Genomic DNA, 25,041 nt, shown 5'->3' on the forward strand with positions numbered 1-25,041 from the left:
CTATTGCCTGCCATGATCAGAAATTATTTTAAAACTGCCTGCCGGAGTCTTAAAAGGAATAAGGGTTTTACTTTCCTCAATATTCTGGGATTGACAATCGGCCTGGCCGTTTGCCTGTTGATAGTTTTTTATGTGCTTGACGAAACCAGTTACGACCGGTACAACAGTAATGGAAAGCGTATATACAGGGTAAACACCGATACGAAATTCAACACCAGCGTAACTTCCAGTGCTAATACAGCACCCAAAGTAGCAGAAGCTTTGCGGCTCAATTTTCCGGAGATCGAAAAAACAGTAAGGCTGCTGCCTGATGAAGGGGTGCGGTTCCAAAAAGGCGATGAATTGGTGGTGGAAAAAAACGCCCTGTATTGTGATCCCACCGTCTTTGATATTTTCACTTTGCCTATGCTGGAGGGGGATCCACACACCGCTCTTACAGAACCACACACCGTTGTTATTTCCGAACGAATGGCAGAAAAATACTTTAATACAACGCATGTGCTGGGTAGGGTGCTTGTTAGGGTAGGGGATAACAATCGAAACAGCAACTTAAAGATTACAGGTGTTATTAAAGACCTGCCTGTGCAGTCACATTTCGAGGCTGACGTTTTGGAATCGATGATCTCAGATCCTTTAGCTTCCAATGAAAACCTGGCAGCCATTTTCCCTTTTCATACCTATCTTTTATTGAAACCGCATACGGATCACAAAGCATTAGAAGCCAAGTTTCCAGCCTTTTTGAAGAAGTATCTTGATTTCATAGAAGAGATGGAAAAACAGGGCGACTATATAAAATTGAACCTTACTCCTTTATTTGATATTCACCTGCAATCAAACCGGTCAAACGAACTGGGGGCTAACGGTAATATTCAATACATCTATATTTATTCGGGCGTAGCCCTGTTCATATTGTTGCTGGCCTGTATAAATTTCATGAACCTTTCTACCGCACATTCCGCAAACCGGGCAAAAGAGGTGGGTGTAAGAAAAGTGTTGGGTTCATCACGCATGGGTCTCGTACTGCAATTTATTTCAGAGTCAATGCTGATGAGCTTTTTTGCAACGGTTGCCGCCATATTGCTTGCATGGGCGTTGCTGCCTTTTTTCAATCAAATATCAGGTAAAACGCTTGCCCTTACCAGCAGCACGTTTGTTTGGCTGCTGCCAGCTATAACAGGTATTACGCTGGTTGTTGGGTTATTGGCAGGTTCATACCCCGCCTTCTTCCTTTCAGCATTCATGCCGGTTAAAGTACTTAAGGGCAAAACTGCTGCAGGGATCAAAGGGAACGGGCTCCGCAGCCTGCTGGTCATATTCCAGTTCTCCATTTCCATTTTTCTTATCATTGGAACGCTGATCATCTATAACCAATTGAATTATATGCAACACAAGAGCCTTGGTTTTAACAGAAAGCAAGTGCTGTTGGTAAAGCAGATGAATGTATTGAATAAGCAGGCGAATGTATTTAAGCAGGAAATGCTGAATTTGCCGGGCGTGACAAGCGCTACGCTCAGCTCTTTTATGCCAACCGCTCACAGAAGATGGTCCAATTACGTTACTGCTAATAACAACGTGCATCAAACGGAATTCTGGCCCGTTGATGAAGATTACCTCCGTACGCTGAATATCAGTCTGGATAATGGAAGAGATTTCAACCCGGCGCTTTCATCTGACTCGTCTGCTGTAATTATCAATCAAACGGCTGCCAGGTCAATGGGCTTTGCCGGTGATGCCATTGATAAGACCATTGCGTATGGTACCAATCAGAAACAATATCATATTATAGGTGTTGTAAAAGATTTTAATTTCAATTCCCTTAGAGATAACATTACACCGGTGGTTTTAACAATGACCACCCCCTTTGAGCGAAAAAAACAAGGCGACGGACCAGATGTGCTGGCTATTAAATTGAATACCGGAGAATTACCGGTGCTGATGTCTCTGATAGAAAAAAAGTGGAAGGCTTTTTCGAAGGACCAGGCATTTGATTATTCTTTTATGGATGAAGATTTTGATGGACTGTACCGTGCAGAACAACGCACGGGAAAAATTGCTATCCTGTTTACAACGCTTGCCATTTTTATCGCCTGTTTGGGTCTGTTTGGTTTAGCCGCTTATACCGCTGAACAGCGTACCAGGGAAATAGGCATCCGAAAAGTGTTAGGAGCGAATGTGGCTGACCTGGTAACCATGCTTGCTGCGAATTTCATGAAACTCGTGTTTATTGCCTTCCTGGTGGCGGTACCATTGGCCTGGCTGTTTATGAATAAATGGTTACAGGGTTTTGCTTACCGGGAAAGCATTTCATGGTGGGTGTTTATTACGGCAGGGCTGGGGGCCTTCTTACTTGCACTGGTTACCATTATCTCCCAATTTATCAGGGCTGCCATAGTCAATCCGGTTCAAAGTTTAAAAGTTGAATAGTATGATGAGCTATTTCTTCATTGAAATTATTGGCAGCTGCTGCACGTTTATCGTCCAAAACTACACACTTATACCTTAAAACTGCACGAATATCAGCTTGTAAGACACATATATAGGAAGATATTATCTTTGCCAACCGAAATACATACCCGCTTTCGGGTGTATCTCGAATTGCATTGTAAAATATCAAATTGTTAAAGACCGATCTTATGAAAATGACTTTTCGTGGCGCCTTGTTGTGCGCGAGTATAGCCTCTTGTCTGATCCTGTTCTCCTGTAGCAAAAATGATTCATCGTCTGATCCTTCTTCCAATCCGCCAAAAGATTCTGTTGTAACTCCGGTTGTGAACTCCATCTCGCCTTCGCATGGTACAGCAACCACATCGGTGACCATTTATGGCGCGGGTTTCAGCGAATTTGTAACGCAGGATAGTGTTTTATTCAATGGAGTTAAGGCCGTGTTGGTCAGCGCCAGTAAAACACAGATCGTGGCTAAGGTGCCGCTGGGTTGTGGTACGGGCAAGATCACGGTGTACTGTAATGGAACACAGATCACCGGGCCGGTATTTACGTATGATCCCAGTTACGTCGTTAGTCTGCTGGCAGGCAGCGGGAACATGGGTTTTACAAACGGGACTGGTGCGGCTGCCAGTTTCTGGGGGCTGGGTGACGTAGTAACTGATGCCAGTGGCAATGTCTATGTTACTGAAATGGGCAATCATACCATTCGCAAAATTACCCCCGATGGGGTGGTTACCACCCTGGCCGGTGGACTTGGAACGGGTGCCGAAGATGGTACGGGAATAGATGCCCACTTTTATAACGTAAAAGGGATCGCCATCGATGCAGCCGGCACACTGTATGTATGCGATGATGGCAATTATATAATCCGGAAAATTACCTTATCAGGTGTCGTTACAACGTTAACCAGTGGGGGATATGGGTTTGCCGACGGACCAGGTGCTACTGCCAAATTTTCTACAGTCGAAGGCATTGCAGTTGACAAAAACGGGAATGTATATGTGTGCGATGCAGGCAATAACAGAATAAGAAAAATTACACCCGCCGGCGTGGTATCTACCCTGGCCGGGACCGGCGTTCCAGGTGGAAATGATGGCCCCGGCGCTTCTGCTACTTTCAATGCTCCTATTGATGTGGCAGTAGATATCAGTGGCAATGTGTATGTAACTGAGAACAGTCGTAAACAGTTTTATAACAATGTATATTATCCAGGTAATAATAAGATCCGTAAGATCACCCCGGACGGTACCGTGAGTACCTTTGCAGGTAGTGGTGCTGTAGGTGCAACCAATGGAAACGGTGCAGCTGCCAGCTTTAATGATCCCGGTGGTCTTTGTTTCGACAGCAATGGCAATTTATACGTGACGGAAGTGAGCGGCAATAGCATTCGTAAAATCACCCCCAACGGCGATGTGACCACTGTGGCCGGTTCTATATCAGCTGGCGCCACTAATGGTACCATTGATGTAGCTACCTTTAAAAACCCCGTCGGCATAGCTGCTGACAATAATGGTAATTTGTATGTAGCAGATTTTGGCAATGTGATGATCCGAAAGCTCTCCCTGAAATAATTATCCGGAACTCCCGGCATTGATGGGGCTGTTCCCATGTTGTTAAAAACATGGAGACAGCCCTTTTTTACTAGATTGGGATGGAACGTTCATTTTATATTGGCCTTTAGTTCTTTCAAAAGCGTATCGAATCGCACCCAATAAAAATTACAATCTTTTTCACTGGTGCCCCGGGTATAAAACAGATATTTCCCATCTGGCGATACATACTGCCCGAACCGGTGGGCGAGGCCATCGTTGATCGTTGGCCCCAGGCTTTGTGGCACTGTCCAGGTATTGTCTTTCTTTCTAAAACTGATCCAAAGTTCCGATTCATAACTTTGGGTTTCTTTGGCCGAGATAATAATATAAGACTCATCAGGGGCAATAAAAAAATCGCCATCGAAACCTTTTGTATTAATAGTATTTCCCAGGCTGCTGATCGCAGTATCTTTTTCTGAGATGGTCAGCTTACAAAAGTCGTATGTGCTCCAATCGCTTTTGCTTCCGGCAGTCCCATTGCTGCTCACATAATAGGTATCGGTACTGGCAGCCTGAAAATTGTACAGGCCGTATGGTTTCTCCAGCCACAATACGGGTTTCATCCATCCTTTTGTTGATTTTTGTAGAACCCATACCTGGCCATTGGGAGCGCCCAGAAAGATTGTTCTCTCATCAGGAGACAGGGCAGGATTGGTTAGATTTTCAGCAATAACGACCGGCTTTTGCCACGATTCCCCATTAAACACCAGTTCCTTTGTGCCGGAGCCTTCATTGTTAAACCAATGTTTCGCATAGGAATAGTAGAAGGCCCGGCCGTCGCTTGAAAAGCTCACTTTTCCCAATACAATGCCCGAATCGGCCAATATTCCTTTCCCAAATATCTCAGGCGTATCGCCTGGTGGTTTTTGACCCAGGTAGGCGGCTGGACTGTTCCACAGATCTTTTTGGCCAATAGCATTACACGATAAGCATGTATAAAACAAAGAAGCAAGGATACAAATGGCAAGGCGTTTCTTGTTCATTTTAATAGTTTGCAGGGTTACTGTTATTTGTTGCAAATCTTTGTAATCCGGTAGAAATTATGCCTGTATGGGCTGTTCAAGTTGGTTCAAATTTGTTCAAGATCGGCCCACCTATTTTTCATCCATTTATATCGATTTATTAATTTTAATTCGTTGTTAATGAATAATTAGAAACTTTTGACCAGCCGGTATGTTAATAACCAATAATTTTACCGACTGTTTTTATCCTACCCATCGTTTTTACTCCTGCCCAAATTGTTAGCCGTTATTTAATCACCTGTTATTACACTTCTATGAGAGGAGTATCTACTTTGCTATTGCTATTGATACTGTGTCCTTCAATAATGTATCCGCAGGCAATTACTGATACGCTTAAGGAAGCGACCCTTCCCAATTGCATCCGGTATGGGCTGGAACATCAGCCTGCCATCCGGGCTTCCCTGATTGATGAAGAGATTACCGAAGCAACTATTAAAAACAAACTGGCCGACTGGTACCCACAACTAAATGTAACGGCTAACTTTCAGCACTACCTGAAAATGCCGGTTTCTATCTTTCCGGATTTCACCAATCCCAATGGCCCCAAACGGGAGGTGCAAACAGGGGTACGTAATTACTTTACACCGCAGCTTGCATTAACACAAACCATTTTTGACCGGGATGTACTACTGGCAAGCCGTACTGCCCGGGATGTTCGCAAACAGGCTAAACAAACTACTACCGCCAATAAAATTGATGTGGCGGCTGCTATTTCAAAAGCGTTTTACGATGTGTTGCTTTCCATGCAGCAAATACAGGTGTTGGAAGAAACCATTACCCGGCTCGACCGGAGTTTGAAAGATGCGTATTATCAATACCAGAGCGGTGTAACAGATAAAGTCGATTATAAAAGAGCTACCATTTCGTTGAACAACTCCAAGGCCGACCGGAAGGTGGCCCAGGAAATGCTTTTTGCCCGGTATGCCTATCTTAAACAGCAAATGGGCTATCCCGCCGAAAAGTCATTACAACTGTCATACGATACCACACATATGGAAGGGGAGGTAGCCTTCGATACGTTACAAAAAGTACAGTATGAAAGCCGGATAGAATTCCAGCAATTGCAAACCCAGCAACGGCTGTTACAGGCCAATCTAAAATACAATAAATGGAGTTATCTCCCCACGTTGTCGGCCTTTGGTTATTATAACCTTATTTATCAGAATGATGAATTTTCAAAATTGGGCAGTCGGTCGTTCCCCAATTCGTATGTCGGCCTTGGGTTCGCCTGGCCGCTTTTTCAGGGCGGCAAGCGAATATGGAATGTAAGACAGGCCAACCTGGAGTTAAAACGAAATGAGGTGGCCATGACTGACCTTAAAAATAATATCAACGCCCAGTTCAGCCAGGCTATAGCTACTTATAAAGGGTTTCTCGCTGATTTTTATGCCCAGAAGGAAAACCTTGACCTGGCCAGTGATGTATTAAGCACCCTGACGTTGCAATACAAGTCAGGGGTTAAAACCTACCTGGATGTTATTATTGCCGAAACCCAATTGCACACTACTCAATTGAACTATTATAATTCCTTATACCAGGTAATATCAAGTAAAATAGATGTTGAAAAAGCACTCGGTACCTTGACGTACTGAAATAATAAAGCTAATGTATATGAACAAAAAGCTTTCATGGGCAATTATTTTTACCGCCGCAGGTTGGTTGCTGTCGTCGTGTAAAGATGATAAAGCCAATTCCCAACAAGCCGCTCCGCCGCCAGTTCCTGTAAATGTATATACCGTAAGCAAAGGCAAGGCCTCTTATTATGATCAATATCCCGCTACGGTAACGGCGTTGAACCAGGTTGACCTCCGGCCACAGGTGAATGGGTATCTCACCGGCATCTTTTTCAAAGATGGCAGCCGGGTAAAAAAGGGGCAGAAGTTATATGAAATAGACCGCCAGCAGTATGTAGCGAATTACCAACAGGCCCAGGCCAATTTACAGGTACAGCAAACCAACCTGATAAAAGCACAAAAGGATGCCGACCGCTATCATGAGCTGGAAAAGCATGATGCTATTGCTAAACAAACGGTAGACTATGCCGACGCGGCCCTCGCTGCTGCCGAAAAACAGGTGGTTGCTGCCAAAGCAAATGTAGAAAGTGTTCAAACCGGTTTGCGCTATACTACTATTTATGCACCCTTCGATGGTACCATTGGCATTTCACTGGCCAAAATGGGAACTGCTGTTTCTGCCGGACAAACTTTGCTTAATACCATTTCTTCTGATGATCCGATGGCTGTTGACCTGGCCATTGATCAAAAAGACCTCTATCGTTTTGCGCAGTTGCAAAAGAAAAACGCCAATGCGAATGATTCTACTTTTAAGCTGATACTTCCGGGACAGGAAACTTATCCTCATTCCGGCCAGATCTATTTAATTGACCGGGCCGTTGATCCACAAACAGGTACTATAAAAGCCCGGCTGCTTTTTCCCAATAAACAAAGCGAACTGAAAGCGGGGATGACAGCCAATGTGCGGATCCTGAACAACGCCAATACCGAAAAATTACTGATACCCCAAAAAGCAGTTGTTGAGCAAATGGGTGAATACTTTGTATATACTACCGATGGCAAAACGGCCCATCAGAAAAAGGTTAGCCTGGGCGCAAGAATTGGTGACCGGATTGTTGTTAACGATGGGGTGACTGAAGGTGAACAGGTTATAACCGATGGCCTGCAAAAGTTAAAGGAAGGAGCGCCTGTTCAGTTGGGGCAATCAAAACCAGCCTCAGCACCCACTGCAGCTAAGTAATAATGAATATTGACCATTTTCAAGAAGCTACAATATGATCGCCAATACATTTATAAAACGACCAGTGACCGCTATAGTGATCTCTATTGTGATTGTTATGACAGGCTTACTGGCAATGAACGATTTACCCGTAGCGCAATACCCCAACATCACGCCGCCGGTTGTTCAGGTGACCGGTGCTTTCACCGGTGCCGATGCCCAAACGGTTGAACAAACAACTACTACTGCCGTTGAAACGCAAATAAATGGTACACCTGGGATGGCTTTTTTGCAAAGCAACAGTACAAGCGATGGCCGTACCACCATGAATGTGACCTTTGAAGTAGGTACCAATGTTGACATTGCTGCCCTGGATGTACAAAACAGGGTTAGTGTGGCCACGCCTGCCTTGCCTGATGATGTTAAACGGCTTGGTCTTACCGTTCGTAAGCGTAACCCCAGCATACTAATGCTGGTAGCCATGTACTCACCCAAAGGGACACATGCGGTACCCTTCCTTGACAATTTTACCAATATATATGTAAAGGACGCTTTATTGCGGGTAAAAGGCGTTGGCGATGTATTTACCCGTGCAGATGATTTCAGTATGCGGGTTTGGTTGCATGCCGACAAACTGGCCCAATTAGGCATCACGGCCAATGAAGTAATTGCTGCGCTGCAGGAACAGAATCTGCAAGTGGCTGCCGGTTCTGTTGGTGCTCCGCCGCAACGCTCGGTCCAGGCTTTTGAATACACAGTGTTCACAAACAGCCGGCTTACTACCGCAGACCAGTTTAAAAATATTATTGTACGTAGTAACCCACAGAATGGTTCTATAGTTTACCTGAAAGATGTTGCCAGAGTAGAATTGGGTAAGTTCAATTATTCAAATAATTCTTTTGTAGATGGTCAAAGGGCTTCGTACTTATTAGTTTACCAGGCGCCTGGCAGCAATGCATTGGAAACTGCACAAGGGGTATATGATGTAATGAGCCGGTTAAAAAAATCTTTTCCTACCGATGTTGAATATGTTGTTCCTTTTGAAGCGGTTTCAGTGGTGGAGGTTTCTATTCATGAAGTAGTGCATACCCTGTTGGAGGCATTGGCGCTGGTAGTACTGGTCGTATTCCTGTTTTTACAAAACTGGCGGGCTACTTTGATCCCTGTACTTGCCATTCCCGTTAGTATTATTGGGACTTTTGTGTTTTTTTTCCCGCTTGGGTTCACTATAAATACGCTCACCTTGTTTGGTTTTGTACTGGCCATCGGGATTGTGGTTGATGATGCTATTGTGGTGGTGGAAGCGGTGCAGCATTATATGGATGTGCAAAAAATGTCGGCCAAAGATGCTACGGCGGCTGCCATGGGCGATATCTCGGGGCCCGTTGTGGCTATTGCCCTGATACTGGCATCGGTTTTTATTCCGGTAGGTTTTATCCCGGGTATTGTGGGCCGGTTGTATCAGCAATTTGCTATTACGATTGCCATTTCGGTGTTGATCTCTGCATTTGTAGCGCTTTCGCTCACCCCGGCCTTATGTACTCTTTTATTGAAACCCAGCCATATTAACAAAGACGCAAAGGGTCTTAACCGTTTATTCTTTTTGTTTAATGAATGGTTTGCCCGAACAACAGATTCTTATGGCCGCGGCGTAAGCAGATCTATTAAAGGCGCCCGGTATATAGTAATATTGCTGGTGTGTATTCTGGTAGGTACTTATTTACTTTTTAAGACCAAACCTACCGGGTTTATTCCAACCGAAGATGAGGGCCGTGTATACATTACCTACGAGCTCCCCGAAGCATCTTCTACCACCCGTAGTATCGAAGTATTGACTACCATTCAAAATACTTTGAAAAGCATGCCGGCCGTAGCGCATTATGCTGCATTGGGCGGATTGAATGTAGTTACCTTCTCCACCAAATCGAACGCGGGTACGGTATTTACGCAATTAAAACCCTGGGATCAAAGAAAGGATAAACAGCTGCAGATAAACGGCGTAATTGCAGAGGTACAAAAGCGATTGTCTGTCATTAAGAACGCCAATATTGTAGTGATCCCGCCGCCACCCATACCGGGGTTAGGACAAACTGCCGGTTTTACCTTTGAATTACAGCAACGGGAAAGTACTGACGATCTTAAAACCTTTGAAAAGGTAGTGCAGAATTTTGTGGCGGAGGCCAATAAGCGGCCTGAGATAAACCGGGCCTTTTCATTTTTTACTGCCCGTACACCTGGTTATCAGGTGAATGTAGACCGGGAGCAATGCAAAAAGCTCGGCGTGTCTATTGCTGATGTGTACAACACCATGCAAACATTTCTTGGCAGCCGCTATGTAAACGATTTTAATATTTATGGAAGAAACTTCCGCGTGGTAGCCCAGGCTGATACAGCTTTCCGCGGTGATATAAGCGAACTGCAAAGGTATTATGTGCGTAACACCGCAGGAAGCATGATTCCGCTAAGTGCAGTTACTTCTTATTCTTCTACTGAAAGCGCCCCGCTGATCCAGCACTATAACCTGTTCAGATCTGCAGAAATAAACGGCGGCTCAAAAGAGGGCTACAGCAGCGGTGACGCGCTTGCGGCATTAAGGGATGTGGCCGATAAAGTGTTGCCTACTGGCTATGGGTATGAATTTTCGGGTCTGAGCCGGGAAGAAGTGAACGCCGGTTCAAAAACAGTGTACATTTTCGCCCTGTCAGTGGCATTTGTATTTCTATTCCTGGCGGCGTTGTACGAAAGTTGGTCGGTACCTTTTTCTGTCTTGCTGGCGGTACCTATTGGTGCCTTTGGGGCTATTCTAACCCTCACGTTCATTAAAACTCTTTCTAATAACGTATATGCTCAGGTAGGATTGATCACATTGATCGGTTTGGCTGCCAAGAATGCTATTCTGATTGTGGAATTTGCGAAGGAACGGGTAGACCGTGGGCAGGAGCTCCTTGCTTCTACGCTGGAAGCGGTAAAACTTCGGTTACGGCCTATTCTTATGACTTCGCTGGCATTTATACTTGGTGTACTGCCGTTGGCCTTTGCCAGCGGGGCGGGAGCTAATGCCCGTATGACCATCGGATGGACGGTTTTTGGCGGCATGCTATCAGCTACTATGTTATCGATATTTATAGTGCCGGTGTTATTTGTGGTCATCACCCGCTTCTCTTATGGTAAGCAAAAACTCGAGGCGTTGCGGAAAAAGGAAGGCAAGTTGGCTGAATAACACAGCTATAACCAAAAAAACAGGACAAGCGTGCGAAAAGCTGCTTGCCCTGTCTGAAATCCACAAACACTGACCCATTTATAATTCTATGCGAATACCGGCCTGAACAAAAATAGTCCTGGTTTTGCCAACATCAATAGTATTTACGTCATCACTTATATCGGTTAGCGACCATTCATAGGACGCATCCAGGAAGAACATGGAGATATCAAGTCCTGCTCCGGCAAATACACCCCATTGGGCATTCTTTAAATCATCTTTATTTATACTTTTTGTATTGGTAAGTATAAAGGCAGAGCCGCCGCCAAAGATGCGTGCTTTGACACTTGATTTTGAATCACCCAGGGTATAGCCGATAGATACGGGTATGCGTATGCCGCTAATGTTGAAATCAAGGTCTTCGGCAGAGCTGCCTGTAGAATCAAATTTGCTTGATTTTTGCACATAAAAGATCCCTGGTTCCAGGTAAAAGTTCTTTTCTCCCAACACCACGGTGCCACCGATCTGCCAACCTACTTTCGCTTTGACCTCAGTGCCCGCTGCATCTTTTGACAGGTCTGTAAAATTGACCCCGGCAGCTGGTTTTATTACAAACTGTGCCTGTGTCATCGTAATTCCAAAGAACAATGCCGAAAATGATAAGAATAGTTTTTTCATAAAAGAAAATTTATCCTTGTCTGTACAAGGGATTAAAAATTAATTAGTACTACACTCCAGGCAACAAAGGGAATATGTAATCAGGATAAGTCGGGCACAAAAGGAATGCACAACCCCGTAGGATTATACGAATTGTAATATTGGGAAGAAAGAGAGCGGATTTCTGGAAAGGCAATATTATGTATAAAAAATTTCAGGTAACCGAAGAGCAACCTTTTTATTATGCCTCAATTTGCCAAAACGGGCAATACATAAAAAAGCTCCCCGATGAATCGGGGAAACTTTTTCCTGATTCCGTCGATACAATTTTTTCGATAAATAGGTAGGATACTTATAACTGCTTTGACGTTTTATCTCCCATTAGTGGCTTTGTAATTCCTGTATTTTTTCCATTAATTGCGGACCTAAGATCATAGATAGTGTTTTGAGATGAACACATGTTGGGTTGCAAAATGGTAACTATCATATGTGACACTTGTCATGGGGTAGAACCGCCATGTTGAATTTTATTTTGGCAGGTTTTCTACAAAATGGGGGCTATCGGATCAATTCAACTATTCCCTTTCTGTACTTCGGGTCATCGCCTTTCAGCTGATATCTGCATTGCCATACAAAAGTTCCGGAATTGGCCGGTGTTCCATTCACTTTTCCATCCCAGCCCTTTAGTGGGTCCTTGCTGGTAAAGACCAATTGCCCATAACGATTGAACACCTGCAGTTCAAAATTGATGGCTATGCCATATACCATGGCGCGAAATACATCATTCTTTCCATCATTCCCTGGCGTAAAGCCATTGGGAATGAAAACTCCGGCAAGGCAATCCTTCCGGTAGATCTGTACCGTATCACTGCCGGAACATCCGTCCTTATTCGCTACGCTTAAAATATAAACTCCCGGCTTATCGATAGTAATAGACGGTTGTAAAGAACCGGTAGACCACAGGTAATTACTATAAGAACCCGATGGTACCAGCTCAAGTGAAGCATAGCTGCATAATGAATCACTTGCCGTAAGGAAATTGGCAGGCGATGGAACAATCTTCTTTATATTGATGCTGTCCTTGCTTATACATCCATGACTGTTTGTTACGCTGACCTTGTACAGGCCTATGTTATTGACGGTGTAGTACCGGGAAGTGCTGCCGTCTTGCCATGCATAACTGCTCTGCTGGCCCGCATCAAGCACCACGGGGGATTGCCCCTCGCAGAGGTTGCGGTCGGCCCCCAGGTTTACGTGTGGAAGTGAATACAATTGCTGGATTGTGAGGGTGTCGTTAGTAGTGCAATTATTAGTATCCAATGCGGAAATGATATAGGTGGCAGCTTGTTTGGCAATGATGGTTGCTGCAGTAGCTCCTGTATTCCATAGATAGCTGGCATAATTGGCGCCTGCTTGCAGGATAATAGAATCTCCACTGCAAAAGCTGGTATCGGCGCCTAATGAAACAGGTCTCGCATTTTTTACCTCCATCAAAACACTGTCTTCTGCCTTGCAGCCTTCTTTGGTGGTAGCCAGCAGGTTCACACGTTGTGCCTGTAAGAGTTTAAACGATGCGGTTTGATTGGTTGAGAGCTGGGCACTCCCTGATCGCCACTGATATGTCTGGAACTGACCAGGTGCAGTAAGCAACGCCGGACCGGCATAACAAACAAGGGTATCGCCTGAAATGTCAAGTGGAGGAACGGTTATGGCTGTTATATTGACCGTATCATAGAAATGTTCGGCGCATTTATTATCTGTTTCTACAAAATATTGTCCGCCCTGCTTCACCTTGAAGTCTGTATTGGTTGATCCATCCTGCCATTTATACGAATTAAAACCGGTTCCCGCCGTCAGTAATAAAGAATCTCCCGGACACAGGTAGCTGTCATTGCCAAGGTTCAGGGTTGATCCGTCACTTTGAATTTGGACCAGTTTGCGGTCGGTAATGAGGTGGCAGCCATCATCTACTTTAGCTTCCACCCATATGCTACCTGTTTTTTTGAACTGTAATTCCAATTCACCGGTATTGTTGCGGATGCGGGTGGCATAAGCCGTGTCGAATGTCCATTGAGGAAGCACTTTACAGTCAATATCCTTATCGGCCAGATAATTATAGGAACTACCAATTCGGCAAATATCGTTGGGCCCGGTGATCTGTAAAGCCGAACACACGTCGAGGTGATTACAGGGAATGGCTGTAACTTCCTGTCCGTCGTCATCAGGCGCCAGGGTAATAGTTTTGCTGGCAGTTTGAAAGCTCACGGGGTAAGGGGTCACTATGATCGGGATAGGAGCAGGGTCCAGATCGAGCAATGGCAGGGTGCCTTCTACATATGGGCAATCGCCGCGTTCGCCAGTACTGCTGAGTTTAATTATATAGGGGTCCCAATAGTAGCTGTTACTGCCCCCAAAGCTATTACCAGCCAGGTATATACTGCCGTTATCAGCCACAGATAACCCACTGGGGCTTCCATAGTCCAAAGGATATTCATGCTTGAATACTGCATCCAGCGCCGTATCTATTTTTATCACTACATTGCTGTATGCTGAGCCCTTTAAGGAATGACACGCTGCATACATGAATCCGTTCTTCACATCGCCAGCGCTGTATCCACTTGATTGTTCATCAATTATCCGCATTTTTTCAATCTTGCCGGTGGTGTCGTAAGTAGCCATAAGGAAGTGGCTATTTTTGTCATTACCAGCATAGAATATATGACCGTTGTCGAATTTTGCCAATCGGGTATATAATGAAGATCCAAAGCCCACAGCTTTTGTAAGCCGGTAGGCATTCAGTGCATTTCCTGTTTGCTTATCAAGGCGGATAGTGGTGGTGGCGTCGCCTTCCATAATTATAATTAAAGATGTATTGGTAATGGCCATGGTGAGGGGACCGCCATTGCCCGTTGGTAATTCATAGGCCTTTAGCCAAACGTCGTTGCCCAGTGCATCCATTTTGTACACCAGCACTTTTGCTTTTGTAAATCCGTACCCCATTACCGATTGAATAAAATAAAAATTGCCTTCCTGGTCTTTATACATGTCGCCGAATACCAATCCTGCCCCTGCAGAAAAGTTCGAATTGGTGATCATTGTTTTTGACCACAGCATATTCAGGTTATCTGAAAGCAATGAGAATGTGTATATAGTTTTTCCAGAACTCCCATCATAGGTCTGTAACATCATTTGGTGCTCGTCCATTTTATTGGCATATACAGGGGTAGCTACGCCATCACTGAACACTTTTACTCCTTTTACAAAATTTCCCTTTTCATCGAATAGTTTAATGCCGCCGGAAGTCACGGCAGCATCACCAATGTAGCGGTCTTGCCGTGAGGTCACTGTTACCTGGATCGTATTGTTCAGTAAAAAATATTTAGTGAAACCGTCGTAAAAACTATGCGAAGCGTATTTCTTGTAATAAGAAGTGAAACAATCATCGAGGTTGGGAATAAACGGGCAATAATTCTGGTTGCAATCAAAGCTGGCATTGATGAAGGCATCGGTCAGTGAACCTGAGCTGGCAGACAACGGTACAGGTTGCGGCGATGCAGAAAAGGACATCACTTTATTGGGGGCTTGTATCTTCTCATTCGACTGATTAACTTCCTTCTGGTAACCGCAGCCAGTGGCGCCAATGCTATCAGTTTTAATAAGAATAACCTCTGTGCCGGCGCTGGTATTCAGTCCAAAAAGAAACCCGCCATCGCCACACGCGGTAACGCCTTTTAATGCTGCACCGATGGGAACTGTAATGCTTTTGGAATGTTCAATCGAGGTGGTATAGTCGGGAGGTTGCCGCAGAAAGAACAGTTTCCCATCCTGCGGAACGCATACTCCCATTGCACGACCTGTATTGTCCAGGCCTACAGTCGAGTTCCAGTCAATGTTGGCAGGCGCCAGGTAAGTATGTTGGGTTTCAGAGCCGGCCGATTGATAAGTGATATTACGTATCAATGAAAATCCGGTTGGGCGTTTTAAAATGCCAAGCAGGACAGTGCGGCCAAAAAACCTGGTCATGGCGCCATATTGTGTTTCATCGGTTCCATTATTCATTTGGGCGCCGGCTGTAAGGGCGCCGGTATTGACATTCATTTCCACCAACCGGGTAAACCGGTTGCCGGTCTCCAGTACGTTACAGACCAGTAACATTGTTGAATTCGAATAATTATAACCGGTTATATCCACCAGGTTGGGCACACTTACCTGAGACGAGTTGAGCGTAGTTCCACTCAGGTTGATTGTTGCGCATATAACAGCATCTGTTATCCGAATGGCCAGCGCGATGCGATTGTTTTCAGATAATTGCATGCTTACCTGTAACGGACTGGTTGGTGCAGTATATTGCTGTAGCCAGGTTATAGTGAGATCAGCAGCAAGCCTGGCTACGAATACCTGGTTAAGCCCGTTGTTAATGGTGCCTGCTATTATCATATCGCCTTGTGCCAGGGTGCCAACTGCGTGTAAGGTACAGGGTTGGCCATTGATCAGTAATGTTTTTTGAAGTAGTGTATTGCCTGCATTATCCAACCTGATCAGCAGACCTTCCTGTTGTAAACCCGCTGTTGTGATATTACCGGCGACGATAATGGTTGCGTCAATTAAGGTTTGGAGTCCCCTGATCTCTATCTTTTCACCGGCTGCCGGCGTAAGCCGTAGGTAATAGGTTGATGTTTTGCATGCCCTTGAAGATGTCACTGCCAGTTTAGCAGAGCGCAAGGCATTGAGATTATTTTTGGGTAGAATGGCTTTAATAGTTCTAAATCTGGATGTATCCAGGGGGATTTCACCTGACTTGCCAGCAAGTGGGTTTATATTGAATGGTATCGGCTGGCTATACACGATCAGGCATAACAGGCATAGGACGGCAACGGAAATAAGGGGTTTGATATTTTCACGGTTTTGGTCAGATACAAAAATGCTAAAAAAGTCGGAAAATCTGGGAAAACGAATACCGGAAGGCGTCAGGGGCATAAAAAAAAGCATCCACCGGTAAGTAAATGCTTTAATTCAAGGTAAACACTTATATAATAATCATCACATAATGCATTGATTGTTATCAGGTAGTGTTATGCTGCCTGCAATCTTTTGCCGTATGAATTTCTTTTTCCTATTTTTTTTCGAAGGAGAATATATTGATCGTACCATTATTATAACTACAAACCCAGGCTTCCAGCTTATCATCATCTTCAAAAATATCCACGCCTACCGGGTGGCCTTTGCAGGGAAGAGATGCCACACGGATAAATCTGTTATTATTAGTTTTAAATACTTCCACTTTATCACTGCTATAGCAGGTTACAAACAGGAACTTATTATTTTTTGAAAGCACAATGGTACGAGGTTGTGCGGCGGTTTTGGCTGTATATAATGTTTTACGGGTTATAGGATCAATACAGGCGATCCGGCCCAGTTTATTGTAGGATACCAATAACCTGCCACTATCAGCTAATACAATATGGCGGGGATTGGAAGCAACGGGAATATCCGATTCCTTTTTCCAGGTATCGTTATTTATGACCGTAATGAGGGCGCCACCCATTATGGCAACATATGATTTTTTTCGTTCGTCATCCACGACTATCCCTCTTGGTATGGCAGAGACAGGGAGGGTGCTTACTGTTTTCGCGTAAGGATAAGCTACAGAATCAATGGCTAATACGCTCACGCTATGAGAGTGCCAGTTGCTTACCAACAGATGTTTGCTATCGGCTGTACGGGCAATTATTTTTGGGGTAAGACCTGTGGCAATTGCCGGTACCTGTATTGAATCTTTGCTGGCAGAACCTGCATATTCTATATAGATCTTTTTTTGTTTTACCGTGCTTTGTGAGGTGTCTTGTCTGTAACCAATAACTGGATCGGTGGGAATGGGTACAATGCTTGCCGCATTATGCAAAGAAACCCAAAGTAATTTGTCGTCATTGCTCAGGCACGCTTCTACCGGTTTTTCTTCAAAACTTGGCATGGTTTTGTTGGTTTCATAATCCCAGCCGGTACCTACTGTAGGTTTAAATTTAAATTCCCGTTGTAACAGTCTGCTGTCCCTTTGAAATTCGTATATGCTCATACCTTCCAGGTTCATGGCGTATAGTTTCTGACCGGTTTTATTAAATAAAACTGATTTTGTGCCGGGGGCAGCCTTTATGTGTTCAGATTTCTGAAAGATCAGTCTTGTATATGGTTTTAATGAGGTGTGAGACTGAATGGTGTCACCGGTTGGATGCTGAGCCGTATTGGTTTTGTTTGAAATAAAGGAGCTGTCGCTAAGAGGGGAGTCGGTTAAGTTTGTATAAGGAGTTGTTGGGAATGCACTATAAGGTATACAAAAAAATAAGGATACGATTACCGGGTACGATTTCATTTGATTGGGTTTATCACTCAGGCTACATGTATCTGTTTGCTGATAGGGGTCTGAGTGGGAGTTTCGGGGGCGAAAAATATAAAAAAAATGGAGAAAGTGGAAATATCTTCACTTTTCCTTTATAGTTATTTTCTCATAAACGCAGTTATGACTGTTACCTACAATCGCTTGCCGGATTTAAATTTTCTTTATCGGTTGAGATAGTTGCCTGGCCATTTTTGAAAGTAACTATCCAAATAGAGTCAAAATCGTCATTGCTCCATTTCATTCCTTTGGCATCTGCCCCCAGGGCTTTCACCAGATTGTCTATTTTATCGTGCTCCCAAACTACCAGGGCGTAACTTTTTGTTTTTAGAATAGCTTCCGCCATCTCTTTTACATTGTCTACATCGTATTTTGAGTTGATGCTGATGTTGTATTTTACTGCAAACGGAGTAATAGTTTCAAGCATTCTTAAATGACTGGCCGATTTTGTGTTCCCCATCGACGGTACGAAGATCTTATCCGGCGTTTTGTATTTGGTATATAGGACAGCAGGCAATTGCAGCGACCTGTTAAATCCTTTGCAGGAAAGATTGTCGCCATTTTCCGGTTTTTCGGCATGACGGATAATGACCACTTTTTGTAAACTTTGAGCAAAACTATTATTACAAAAAAAGGCGAATGTTATCACTGCAACAAAGCACTTAAAATGGGTTTTCATACTTCATGATTTAATGCTGTCTGTAAATTAGTAAATTAGGGGTATAGCTGCATAACATAAAAAGTTGCGCCACATGGGGTAGGGGCATAAAAAAAGCTCTCCCGGCATGTAGGGGAAAGCTTTTTTCCGTAGTTCAGCTATTCTTATTTTTGGGACATCTTATTTTTCCTTTTCAGGGCGATTATTAAAAGGGAAATGGCAAGCAGCATAACAGCCAAAATGGTAAACACTATCGGTTTAGAATTGCTGTTTTCTGCATTCCACACTACTTGTCCGCCTTTTAAATGCCCTTGCTTGTCGTTAAGTTTAAAGGCAAGCTTGGAACGATCAACAAAGAGCGAATCATATTTTACCTCCAGTACCGTTTCCCCTTTCGTATTTACCACTCCCCATTTGTTGTTTTCCATTAGAGCGATCATTACTTCATCTCCCACGATGAAATTTGATTGCTCATATTTAATAGGAACAAGCAATCGGCCCGAGGTGTCTATTACGCCCCATTTTCCATTCAGCCGCACTAATGACAGGTATTGAACAAGATCTGATGCCGCATCATATGCAGGTTGAATAACTACTTTTCCTTGGGGATCAATAAAGCCCGCTTTTCCATTTAACTTAACAGCCGCATAACCCAGTTCGAACGCGCTCACCTCGTCGTAGCTGAATGGTACCTTTACATTGCCCAGCGTATCTATATACCCCCATTTTTTGCCCAGTTGCACGGGGATCCTGTTCTCTCTCCAGTCAGGGTTTATCCCTACTGCATCATATTTTGGGCTTACCACTTCCGCTCCATTCCAATTGATCAGTCCATATTTGTTGTTATTTTGTATATATTCCAGTCCGGCATAAGCAAAGGCACTGCCGGCTTTATCATACTTAGGGACAACTATTTCTTTTCCTTTGCCATCAATAAAGCCCACCTTACCTTTTGACATTACCCATGCCCGGTCATTTTCAGGGTAATATTCGTCAGCAGAATCATATTTTAAGGCAGTTACCAGGTCGCCCTGTTTAGTAATATATCCCCACTTCCCATCCTTCTTCACGCAGGTGATTTTACCCCAATAATCTCCTACATGATCATATTGGGCAACGATAACTACTTCACCCTTATCATTTTTAAATCCATATTTTCCGTTCTCTTCATATTGGATGTTGTTTTGTGATATCGCTGCTAATGACAGCCCTGTCATGGCAATTAAACCCAGTAATTTTTTCATAAGATATTTTTAAGTTGCAGGGCTCAAATATACTTCCGCGGTAACAGATATGCAAGCGGGGGGATCCCGTCTTTTTAGGGTTTTCAGTTGGAAAACTACCGGGAAGGGCTTTATTTTGTCTGCAAAAACCTGAATACTTATGAGCGATAATGTCGGCAATACTGTAACGCTTCGGTTTCTAGCGGAGCCTTCGGACGTAAATTTCGGCGGTAAAGTACATGGAGGCGCTGTAATGAAATGGATAGATCAGGCTGGCTATGCCTGTGCTGCCAACTGGAGCGGGCAATATTGTGTGACCATATACGTGGGTGGGATCCGTTTCTTCAAACCCATTGCTATCGGGGATATGGTGGAAATTACTGCTACTGTTATTTATACCGGTAATTCCAGTATGCATATCGCGATCAATGTACAAGCTGGTAATCCGCGTCGTCAGGAAAGGATAAAAACTACCCATTGTGTGATGGTGTTTGCGGCAGTGGATGATAGCGGCAAAACAGTACCCGTTCCTAAATGGGTACCCGAAACACCCGCCGGTATTGAGATGGAGAGTTATGCCAAAAAGTTAATGGCGCTAAGACAGAATATTGAAGATGAGATGAAACCACATATGTAATTGTAATTGAACCCCGAGATGATCGGGGTTTCTTTTTTAGCTGATGAATTTCATGTACTTTACAGTGGGATCAATATGAAGCATAAATTACGGCAACATATAGAGGAAATTACACCGCTTACTGACAGCGAATTTGACTACATTCTTTCTCATTTCACTCCTAAAAAACTTCGAAAGCATCAGTTCCTGGTGCAGGAAGGCGACCTGGTAAAGAATGATTATTTTGTGCTTTCAGGTCTTCTTAAAGCCTATTATATAAACCCCGATGACGGGAAAGAGCATATTTTACAACTTGCCTGGGAAGACTGGTGGATCACAGATTATCAGGCATATTTCAATGGGACCAGTTCAACACTTAATATTGACTGCGTAGAAGAGGTGCAGGTGCTTTGTTTATCGCTTCATAACCGGGATAAGATCTGTGCTGAGCTGCATAAAATGGAACATTTTTTCAGACGAAAATCCAATAGTGGCTATGTTGCCCTGCAACGCAGAATATTGTCCTTGCTTACCAATACAGCTAAAGAAAGATATGAACAACTCCTGAGCGACTACCCAACTTTGTTTCAGCGGGTACCTAAAACGCTTATTGCTTCTTTTCTGGGTGTTTCGCGGGAAACACTAAGCCGCCTTTCCCAATAGCGTGATATAGATCACACAAAACCTGTGACCTGGTTCCTGTGTCTTCTCAATGGCCCTGACGAATTTTACAATGTCAATCAAGCATTATAACAAATGAAAAAAACATTGCTAAAGATCGCAACAGGGCTAATGGTTATTGCAGGCTGCACCGTTTCCGCTGTTTTTAACAAAGCAACTGCACAATCCAAAAGATCACTTCCTGGAATGGAAAAGAAAATTCTTTTTGTAGTTACAAGCCACGCACAGAAAGGCGCTACAGGACAATCAACCGGTTATTATCTGGCAGAAGTGGCACACCCATGGGATGTACTTCATGCTGCAGGTTATGAAATTGATTTTGTAAGTCCTAAGGGCGGGAAAGCACCCGTTGACGGTTTTAATTTAGAAGACCCCGTCAATAAAAAATTCTGGGAAAACCAGGTATACCGGAGAAAGGTAGAAAACACCTTAAAGCCCTCACAAGTAAATGCATCACAATATGCGGCCATTTTCTTCGCAGGTGGGCATGGTGCCATGTGGGATTTTAAGGACGATCAGGAGATCGCTGAAATTGCCAGGGAAATATATGAAAGTAATGGGGTAGTCAGTGCTGTTTGTCATGGGCCGGCGGGGCTGGTGAATATCAAACTTAGCAACGGTAAGTACCTGGTGGAAGGAAAACGTATAAACGCCTTTACAAATGAAGAAGAGGCGGCTGTTAAATTGGAGAATGTAGTACCCTTTCTTTTAGAAAGTAAACTGATTGAGCTGGGAGCTATTTTTGAAAAATCAGGGCTTTGGCAAAAGCGCGTTGTTGTTGATCAGCGGTTGGTCACCGGGCAAAATCCTGCATCTGCTCAGGGGGTTGGCGAAGCCATGCTGGAGCTGCTTAAATACAACATTTCGACGAAAAAGTGATTGACCTGGTAAAGGCATTCGACAGCGATAATAAAATTGTAAAAGGAAAGGAAACTACTTCCTGGTGGAGTATGATGGTGGACCTGAAAAATGCGGGATCCATAGTGAAAGATCAACCGGTGGTTAAAAGTAAAAATCTGATCACCAGTCGCGCATCAATAGATCTTGCTCCCTTTACAACAAAAATTATCAATGCTTTGAAAAAGTAGCGTGTAATAGAATGCTTCCGGATCGCTCCGGTCTTGAGCTGGGTTTGATCTCAGCGTTGTTCGGACTTTGTTCGGATTTTCCCTGGGTACACCCGAACATTCCCGGGGAGAGTCCGAACAACTTCCGAACATTGTGCACAATAATACAGGCACAATACCGGCGCCATCCCAAACAATTGCCGGCTTTCCCTATAACCAGGCAAGACACTTGTAGACACTTGTAGACTCTTGTAGACAATTGTAGACACAAATGGGAAACATAATCCATTATAGACTCGTCTGGACATGCCTGTTATTGCTGAGCCAAACACCTGTTGTACCTTTGTATGGTGTTGCAACTGCTCCTGCGCAAAGCAGCTGTAATACACCTTACAGCTCTTTGACATAGTTAAGAATTTCAGCTTTGGATGCAAACCACTCAGCCCCGCTGTTCAACCATCCTTCAATAAGCTTCAATTGCTCATTCTTGCTTTTTTATTTGGCTAAATGCTAATAGCTTAGAAATGTTTTCGGGCAGAAATGCTGAATCTTTTATTTAACTTTAAAAAAAGAAAAGTATTCTTTTTGAGTGAGACATTGCCTTAAAGAATGCAGCATGAAATACTTCAAATGCATATTGCTTCTTATTCTCATTTTTCTTTCTACAATTGGTTTTGCTCAGGAAAGGTGTGTTGACAGTCTGAAAAAGCTCCTGCCATTAATACACGATAGTGTAAAAGTGAAAACACTGATCCAAATTGGGTGTTGGTATGGAAATATGTGTAGTACTGGTGATACAGGTACTAATAGAGATTCTTCACTTCTTTATTTAAACCAGGCTTTTAACGAGTCAGTAAAAATAGGTTACATCGAAGGAACAGCCAGTGTTCTATTCGCCAGGAGCATGGATGAAATGAACCGGCATCACTATCCGGCTTCCGAGCGGTATCTTCGTCAATGTGTTCCCTATTTTGAAAAAGTTCGGGATAGCAAGGGGATAGCATGTACACATATTTTACTTGGCTATTTACTATATCAACAAGGGCGTTTTGATAAAGCCATACAAGAACTTCAAATTGGTATCTCTCTTTTGCAAAAGTTCAATACAAGCGAGGATAGATTAGGTATCAGTCAAGCGTTTGAAATATTAAGTGTGACGTACGGTTTAAAAGGTGATCTGGCAAAGGGGTTTGAAATTGCCCAAAATGAGTTAGCGAAAAGTCAGCAAAGGAATGACTCTTTAGGTATGGCTTTCCCCTTACTGATTATAGGTGATCTGTACGAAAGTATGGGCGACCACAATATTGCGTTGGAATATTATTATTCAAGTGCTGCATTGGGTGGGAATTTAGATCTCTATCTGGCGTTGCAGATGGCTGCTGTTCATAACGCGATGCACCAGTATGATTCCGCTTTATACTATTACCGAAGCGCCTCCCAAAGAGATACGGCCAATTATAGTGCGCGTGTATATTTGGGCGAAATTTATTTGAACCAAAAAAAATACAACGAGGCCCTGCAGGTCTTTAAAAAATCAACAATTTTCTTAAAAAAGAATAATGGATACAACGGGTTGCTGCGGGTACTACCTGATATGGCAAAATTATATGTGGCCTGGAATAATCATCAGCAGGCCCTGTATTATGCACGGGAGGGGCTGAAACTGGCTCAAAGAACGGGCGCCCGCCAGTATAAAGCGGAAGATCTGAAATTGCTCTCAGAGATTTATTCGTCAATGGGGAAAAGTGAGATGGCGCTTTCTTATTTAAAGCAATTTATGACACTGAAAGATTCCCTGTTGAACGATCAGTTAAAAGCTAAGTTGTTTGGTTATAGATCGAGGGTGGAAAATGAGAAAAAGCAGGCGCAGATAGAATGGTTAAAAAAGGAAAAACAGGTGAGTGCGCAACTGCTCGAATTGCAGCAGCAGCGATTGCAACAGGCTTCCCTGTTGAGAAAAATACTTCTTACCGGCATCCTGGCCTTTGTGTTTCTGGGTGTTATTTTTTTCAGAAATTTGACACTCAAGCGAAGGAATGAAAAACTGCTAAGCGAAAGAACACAGACAGCCCTTCAGCACAAAACAGTAGAATTGGAAATGCAGGCGCTTCGGGCACAAATGAATCCTCACTTTATTTTTAACTGCCTTAGTTCTATTAACGGGTATATTTTGAAAAGTAAAAGCGAATCGGCTTCTGATTATCTTATCAAATTTTCAAGGCTCATTCGCATGGTTCTTAATAGTTCAAAAAAAACAGTCATTCCCCTTGAAGATGAACTGGAAATGTTGAGGCTTTACCTTGAAATGGAAAGATTACGTTTTCAATATTCTTTTAACTATACTATTGATGTTAAAAATGAAATTGATATCCAAAATGTTTTCATTCCGCCGCTCTTGTTACAGCCCTTTGCCGAAAATGCCATCTGGCATGGATTGATGCATAAAGAGGGCAATGGGCATCTTGAAATTGAATTAGGCATGGAGGAAGAAATATTGACCTGTATAATAGCTGATAATGGAATTGGCCGGCACAAAGCCGGTGTGATCAAAAGTAAATCGGCGGAAAAACAAAAGTCAATGGGGTTACAGATCACCACCGAACGCCTGGCTTTGTTAAGCCGGGAAAAAGAAGCAAAGACATTTTTTAAGATTGAAGACCTTTCAGATGAGCAGGGAAATCCCACGGGTACCCGTGTGATCCTTAAAGTACATTGTATGGATGCTATAGAAAGCATAGCTGAATTGCATTAAACGTT

General features: G+C 43.6%; 16 protein-coding genes. 10 read left to right on the forward strand and 6 right to left on the reverse strand.

Going from position 1 to position 25,041, the window contains the following annotated elements:
• The first annotated feature begins 12 nt into the window (after positions 1-12).
• Positions 13-2,424 carry an ABC transporter permease gene (locus J7I42_RS22205; RefSeq protein ID WP_209141073.1) on the forward strand — a complete coding sequence of 804 codons (2,412 nt, stop codon included), beginning with the start codon at positions 13-15 and terminating at the stop codon, positions 2,422-2,424.
• A gap of 209 nt (positions 2,425-2,633) precedes the next feature.
• The gene (locus tag J7I42_RS22210) at positions 2,634-4,016 is read left to right on the forward strand and encodes an SMP-30/gluconolactonase/LRE family protein (RefSeq protein WP_209141074.1); all 1,383 of its coding nucleotides are present in this window, start codon (positions 2,634-2,636) and stop codon (positions 4,014-4,016) included.
• Between the two features lie 89 nt (positions 4,017-4,105).
• Here J7I42_RS22210 and J7I42_RS22215 read toward each other — a convergent pair whose 3' ends face one another.
• The gene (locus tag J7I42_RS22215; RefSeq protein WP_209141075.1) at positions 4,106-5,020 is read right to left on the reverse strand and encodes a hypothetical protein; all 915 of its coding nucleotides are present in this window, start codon (positions 5,018-5,020) and stop codon (positions 4,106-4,108) included.
• Between the two features lie 293 nt (positions 5,021-5,313).
• Between J7I42_RS22215 and J7I42_RS22220 the strand changes: the two genes are divergently transcribed.
• Genes J7I42_RS22220 through J7I42_RS22230 form a run of 3 tightly spaced genes read left to right on the forward strand, consistent with a single transcriptional unit; the run spans position 5,314 to position 11,012 of the window.
• Positions 5,314-6,651: a TolC family protein gene (locus tag J7I42_RS22220; RefSeq protein ID WP_209141076.1), complete on the forward strand. Its 1,338-nt coding sequence runs from the start codon at positions 5,314-5,316 to the stop codon at positions 6,649-6,651.
• A gap of 19 nt (positions 6,652-6,670) precedes the next feature.
• Positions 6,671-7,813 carry an efflux RND transporter periplasmic adaptor subunit gene (locus tag J7I42_RS22225; RefSeq protein ID WP_209141077.1) on the forward strand — a complete coding sequence of 381 codons (1,143 nt, stop codon included), beginning with the start codon at positions 6,671-6,673 and terminating at the stop codon, positions 7,811-7,813.
• Between the two features lie 34 nt (positions 7,814-7,847).
• The gene (locus J7I42_RS22230) at positions 7,848-11,012 is read left to right on the forward strand and encodes an efflux RND transporter permease subunit (RefSeq protein ID WP_209141078.1); all 3,165 of its coding nucleotides are present in this window, start codon (positions 7,848-7,850) and stop codon (positions 11,010-11,012) included.
• A gap of 78 nt (positions 11,013-11,090) precedes the next feature.
• Here the strand turns inward: J7I42_RS22230 and J7I42_RS22235 are convergent, their stop codons facing one another.
• The 5 genes from J7I42_RS22235 to J7I42_RS22255 all read right to left on the reverse strand — a co-directional run bounded on the left by J7I42_RS22235 (position 11,091) and on the right by J7I42_RS22255 (position 19,941).
• Positions 11,091-11,669, reverse strand: a complete 579-nt coding sequence (locus J7I42_RS22235) for a porin family protein (RefSeq protein ID WP_209141079.1) — start codon at positions 11,667-11,669, stop codon at positions 11,091-11,093.
• Between the two features lie 537 nt (positions 11,670-12,206).
• On the reverse strand, positions 12,207-16,370 hold the full coding sequence (locus J7I42_RS22240; RefSeq protein ID WP_209141080.1) for a gliding motility-associated C-terminal domain-containing protein: 4,164 nt from the start codon (positions 16,368-16,370) through the stop codon (positions 12,207-12,209).
• 391 nt (positions 16,371-16,761) lie between these two features.
• Positions 16,762-18,015: a YncE family protein gene (locus tag J7I42_RS22245; protein WP_209141081.1), complete on the reverse strand. Its 1,254-nt coding sequence runs from the start codon at positions 18,013-18,015 to the stop codon at positions 16,762-16,764.
• A gap of 154 nt (positions 18,016-18,169) precedes the next feature.
• On the reverse strand, positions 18,170-18,718 hold the full coding sequence (locus J7I42_RS22250) for a histidine phosphatase family protein (RefSeq protein WP_209141082.1): 549 nt from the start codon (positions 18,716-18,718) through the stop codon (positions 18,170-18,172).
• A 143-nt stretch (positions 18,719-18,861) separates the two neighbouring features.
• Positions 18,862-19,941, reverse strand: coding sequence for a WG repeat-containing protein (locus J7I42_RS22255; RefSeq protein WP_209141083.1), 1,080 nt, complete (start codon positions 19,939-19,941; stop codon positions 18,862-18,864).
• Positions 19,942-20,080: 139 nt separating this feature from the next.
• Here J7I42_RS22255 and J7I42_RS22260 point away from each other — a divergent pair, with 139 nt between their 5' ends.
• The 5 genes from J7I42_RS22260 (at position 20,081) to J7I42_RS22280 (ending at position 25,036) form a co-directional block, all read left to right on the forward strand.
• A complete protein-coding gene (locus J7I42_RS22260; protein ID WP_209141084.1) occupies positions 20,081-20,557 on the forward strand; it encodes an acyl-CoA thioesterase in 477 nt (158 codons plus the stop codon).
• Positions 20,558-20,632: 75 nt separating this feature from the next.
• The gene (locus J7I42_RS22265) at positions 20,633-21,199 is read left to right on the forward strand and encodes a Crp/Fnr family transcriptional regulator (RefSeq protein ID WP_209141085.1); all 567 of its coding nucleotides are present in this window, start codon (positions 20,633-20,635) and stop codon (positions 21,197-21,199) included.
• Positions 21,200-21,292: 93 nt separating this feature from the next.
• Positions 21,293-22,096: a type 1 glutamine amidotransferase domain-containing protein gene (locus tag J7I42_RS22270; protein WP_209141086.1), complete on the forward strand. Its 804-nt coding sequence runs from the start codon at positions 21,293-21,295 to the stop codon at positions 22,094-22,096.
• A complete protein-coding gene (locus J7I42_RS22275; protein WP_209141087.1) occupies positions 22,093-22,305 on the forward strand; it encodes a DJ-1/PfpI family protein in 213 nt (70 codons plus the stop codon). The genes J7I42_RS22270 and J7I42_RS22275 overlap by 4 nt, the downstream gene beginning before the upstream one ends.
• Positions 22,306-22,900: 595 nt before the next feature.
• A complete protein-coding gene (locus J7I42_RS22280) occupies positions 22,901-25,036 on the forward strand; it encodes a tetratricopeptide repeat-containing sensor histidine kinase (RefSeq protein ID WP_209141088.1) in 2,136 nt (711 codons plus the stop codon).
• Positions 25,037-25,041 lie beyond the last annotated feature (5 nt).

This window comes from Niastella soli, assembly GCF_017742245.1.
Lineage (GTDB): Bacteria > Bacteroidota > Bacteroidia > Chitinophagales > Chitinophagaceae > Niastella > Niastella soli.

Coding starts and splice junctions, on each gene's coding strand:
- J7I42_RS22225 (WP_209141077.1), top strand. CDS start 6,671: ATGAACAAAAAGCTTTCATGGGCAATTATTTTTACCGCCGCAGGTTGG.
- J7I42_RS22255 (WP_209141083.1), bottom strand. CDS start 19,941: ATGAAAAAATTACTGGGTTTAATTGCCATGACAGGGCTGTCATTAGCA.
- J7I42_RS22220 (WP_209141076.1), top strand. CDS start 5,314: ATGAGAGGAGTATCTACTTTGCTATTGCTATTGATACTGTGTCCTTCA.
- J7I42_RS22280 (WP_209141088.1), top strand. CDS start 22,901: ATGAAATACTTCAAATGCATATTGCTTCTTATTCTCATTTTTCTTTCT.
- J7I42_RS22205 (WP_209141073.1), top strand. CDS start 13: ATGATCAGAAATTATTTTAAAACTGCCTGCCGGAGTCTTAAAAGGAAT.
- J7I42_RS22260 (WP_209141084.1), top strand. CDS start 20,081: ATGAGCGATAATGTCGGCAATACTGTAACGCTTCGGTTTCTAGCGGAG.
- J7I42_RS22245 (WP_209141081.1), bottom strand. CDS start 18,015: ATGAAATCGTACCCGGTAATCGTATCCTTATTTTTTTGTATACCTTAT.
- J7I42_RS22235 (WP_209141079.1), bottom strand. CDS start 11,669: ATGAAAAAACTATTCTTATCATTTTCGGCATTGTTCTTTGGAATTACG.
- J7I42_RS22265 (WP_209141085.1), top strand. CDS start 20,633: ATGAAGCATAAATTACGGCAACATATAGAGGAAATTACACCGCTTACT.
- J7I42_RS22250 (WP_209141082.1), bottom strand. CDS start 18,718: ATGAAAACCCATTTTAAGTGCTTTGTTGCAGTGATAACATTCGCCTTT.
- J7I42_RS22270 (WP_209141086.1), top strand. CDS start 21,293: ATGAAAAAAACATTGCTAAAGATCGCAACAGGGCTAATGGTTATTGCA.
- J7I42_RS22215 (WP_209141075.1), bottom strand. CDS start 5,020: ATGAACAAGAAACGCCTTGCCATTTGTATCCTTGCTTCTTTGTTTTAT.
- J7I42_RS22230 (WP_209141078.1), top strand. CDS start 7,848: ATGATCGCCAATACATTTATAAAACGACCAGTGACCGCTATAGTGATC.
- J7I42_RS22210 (WP_209141074.1), top strand. CDS start 2,634: ATGAAAATGACTTTTCGTGGCGCCTTGTTGTGCGCGAGTATAGCCTCT.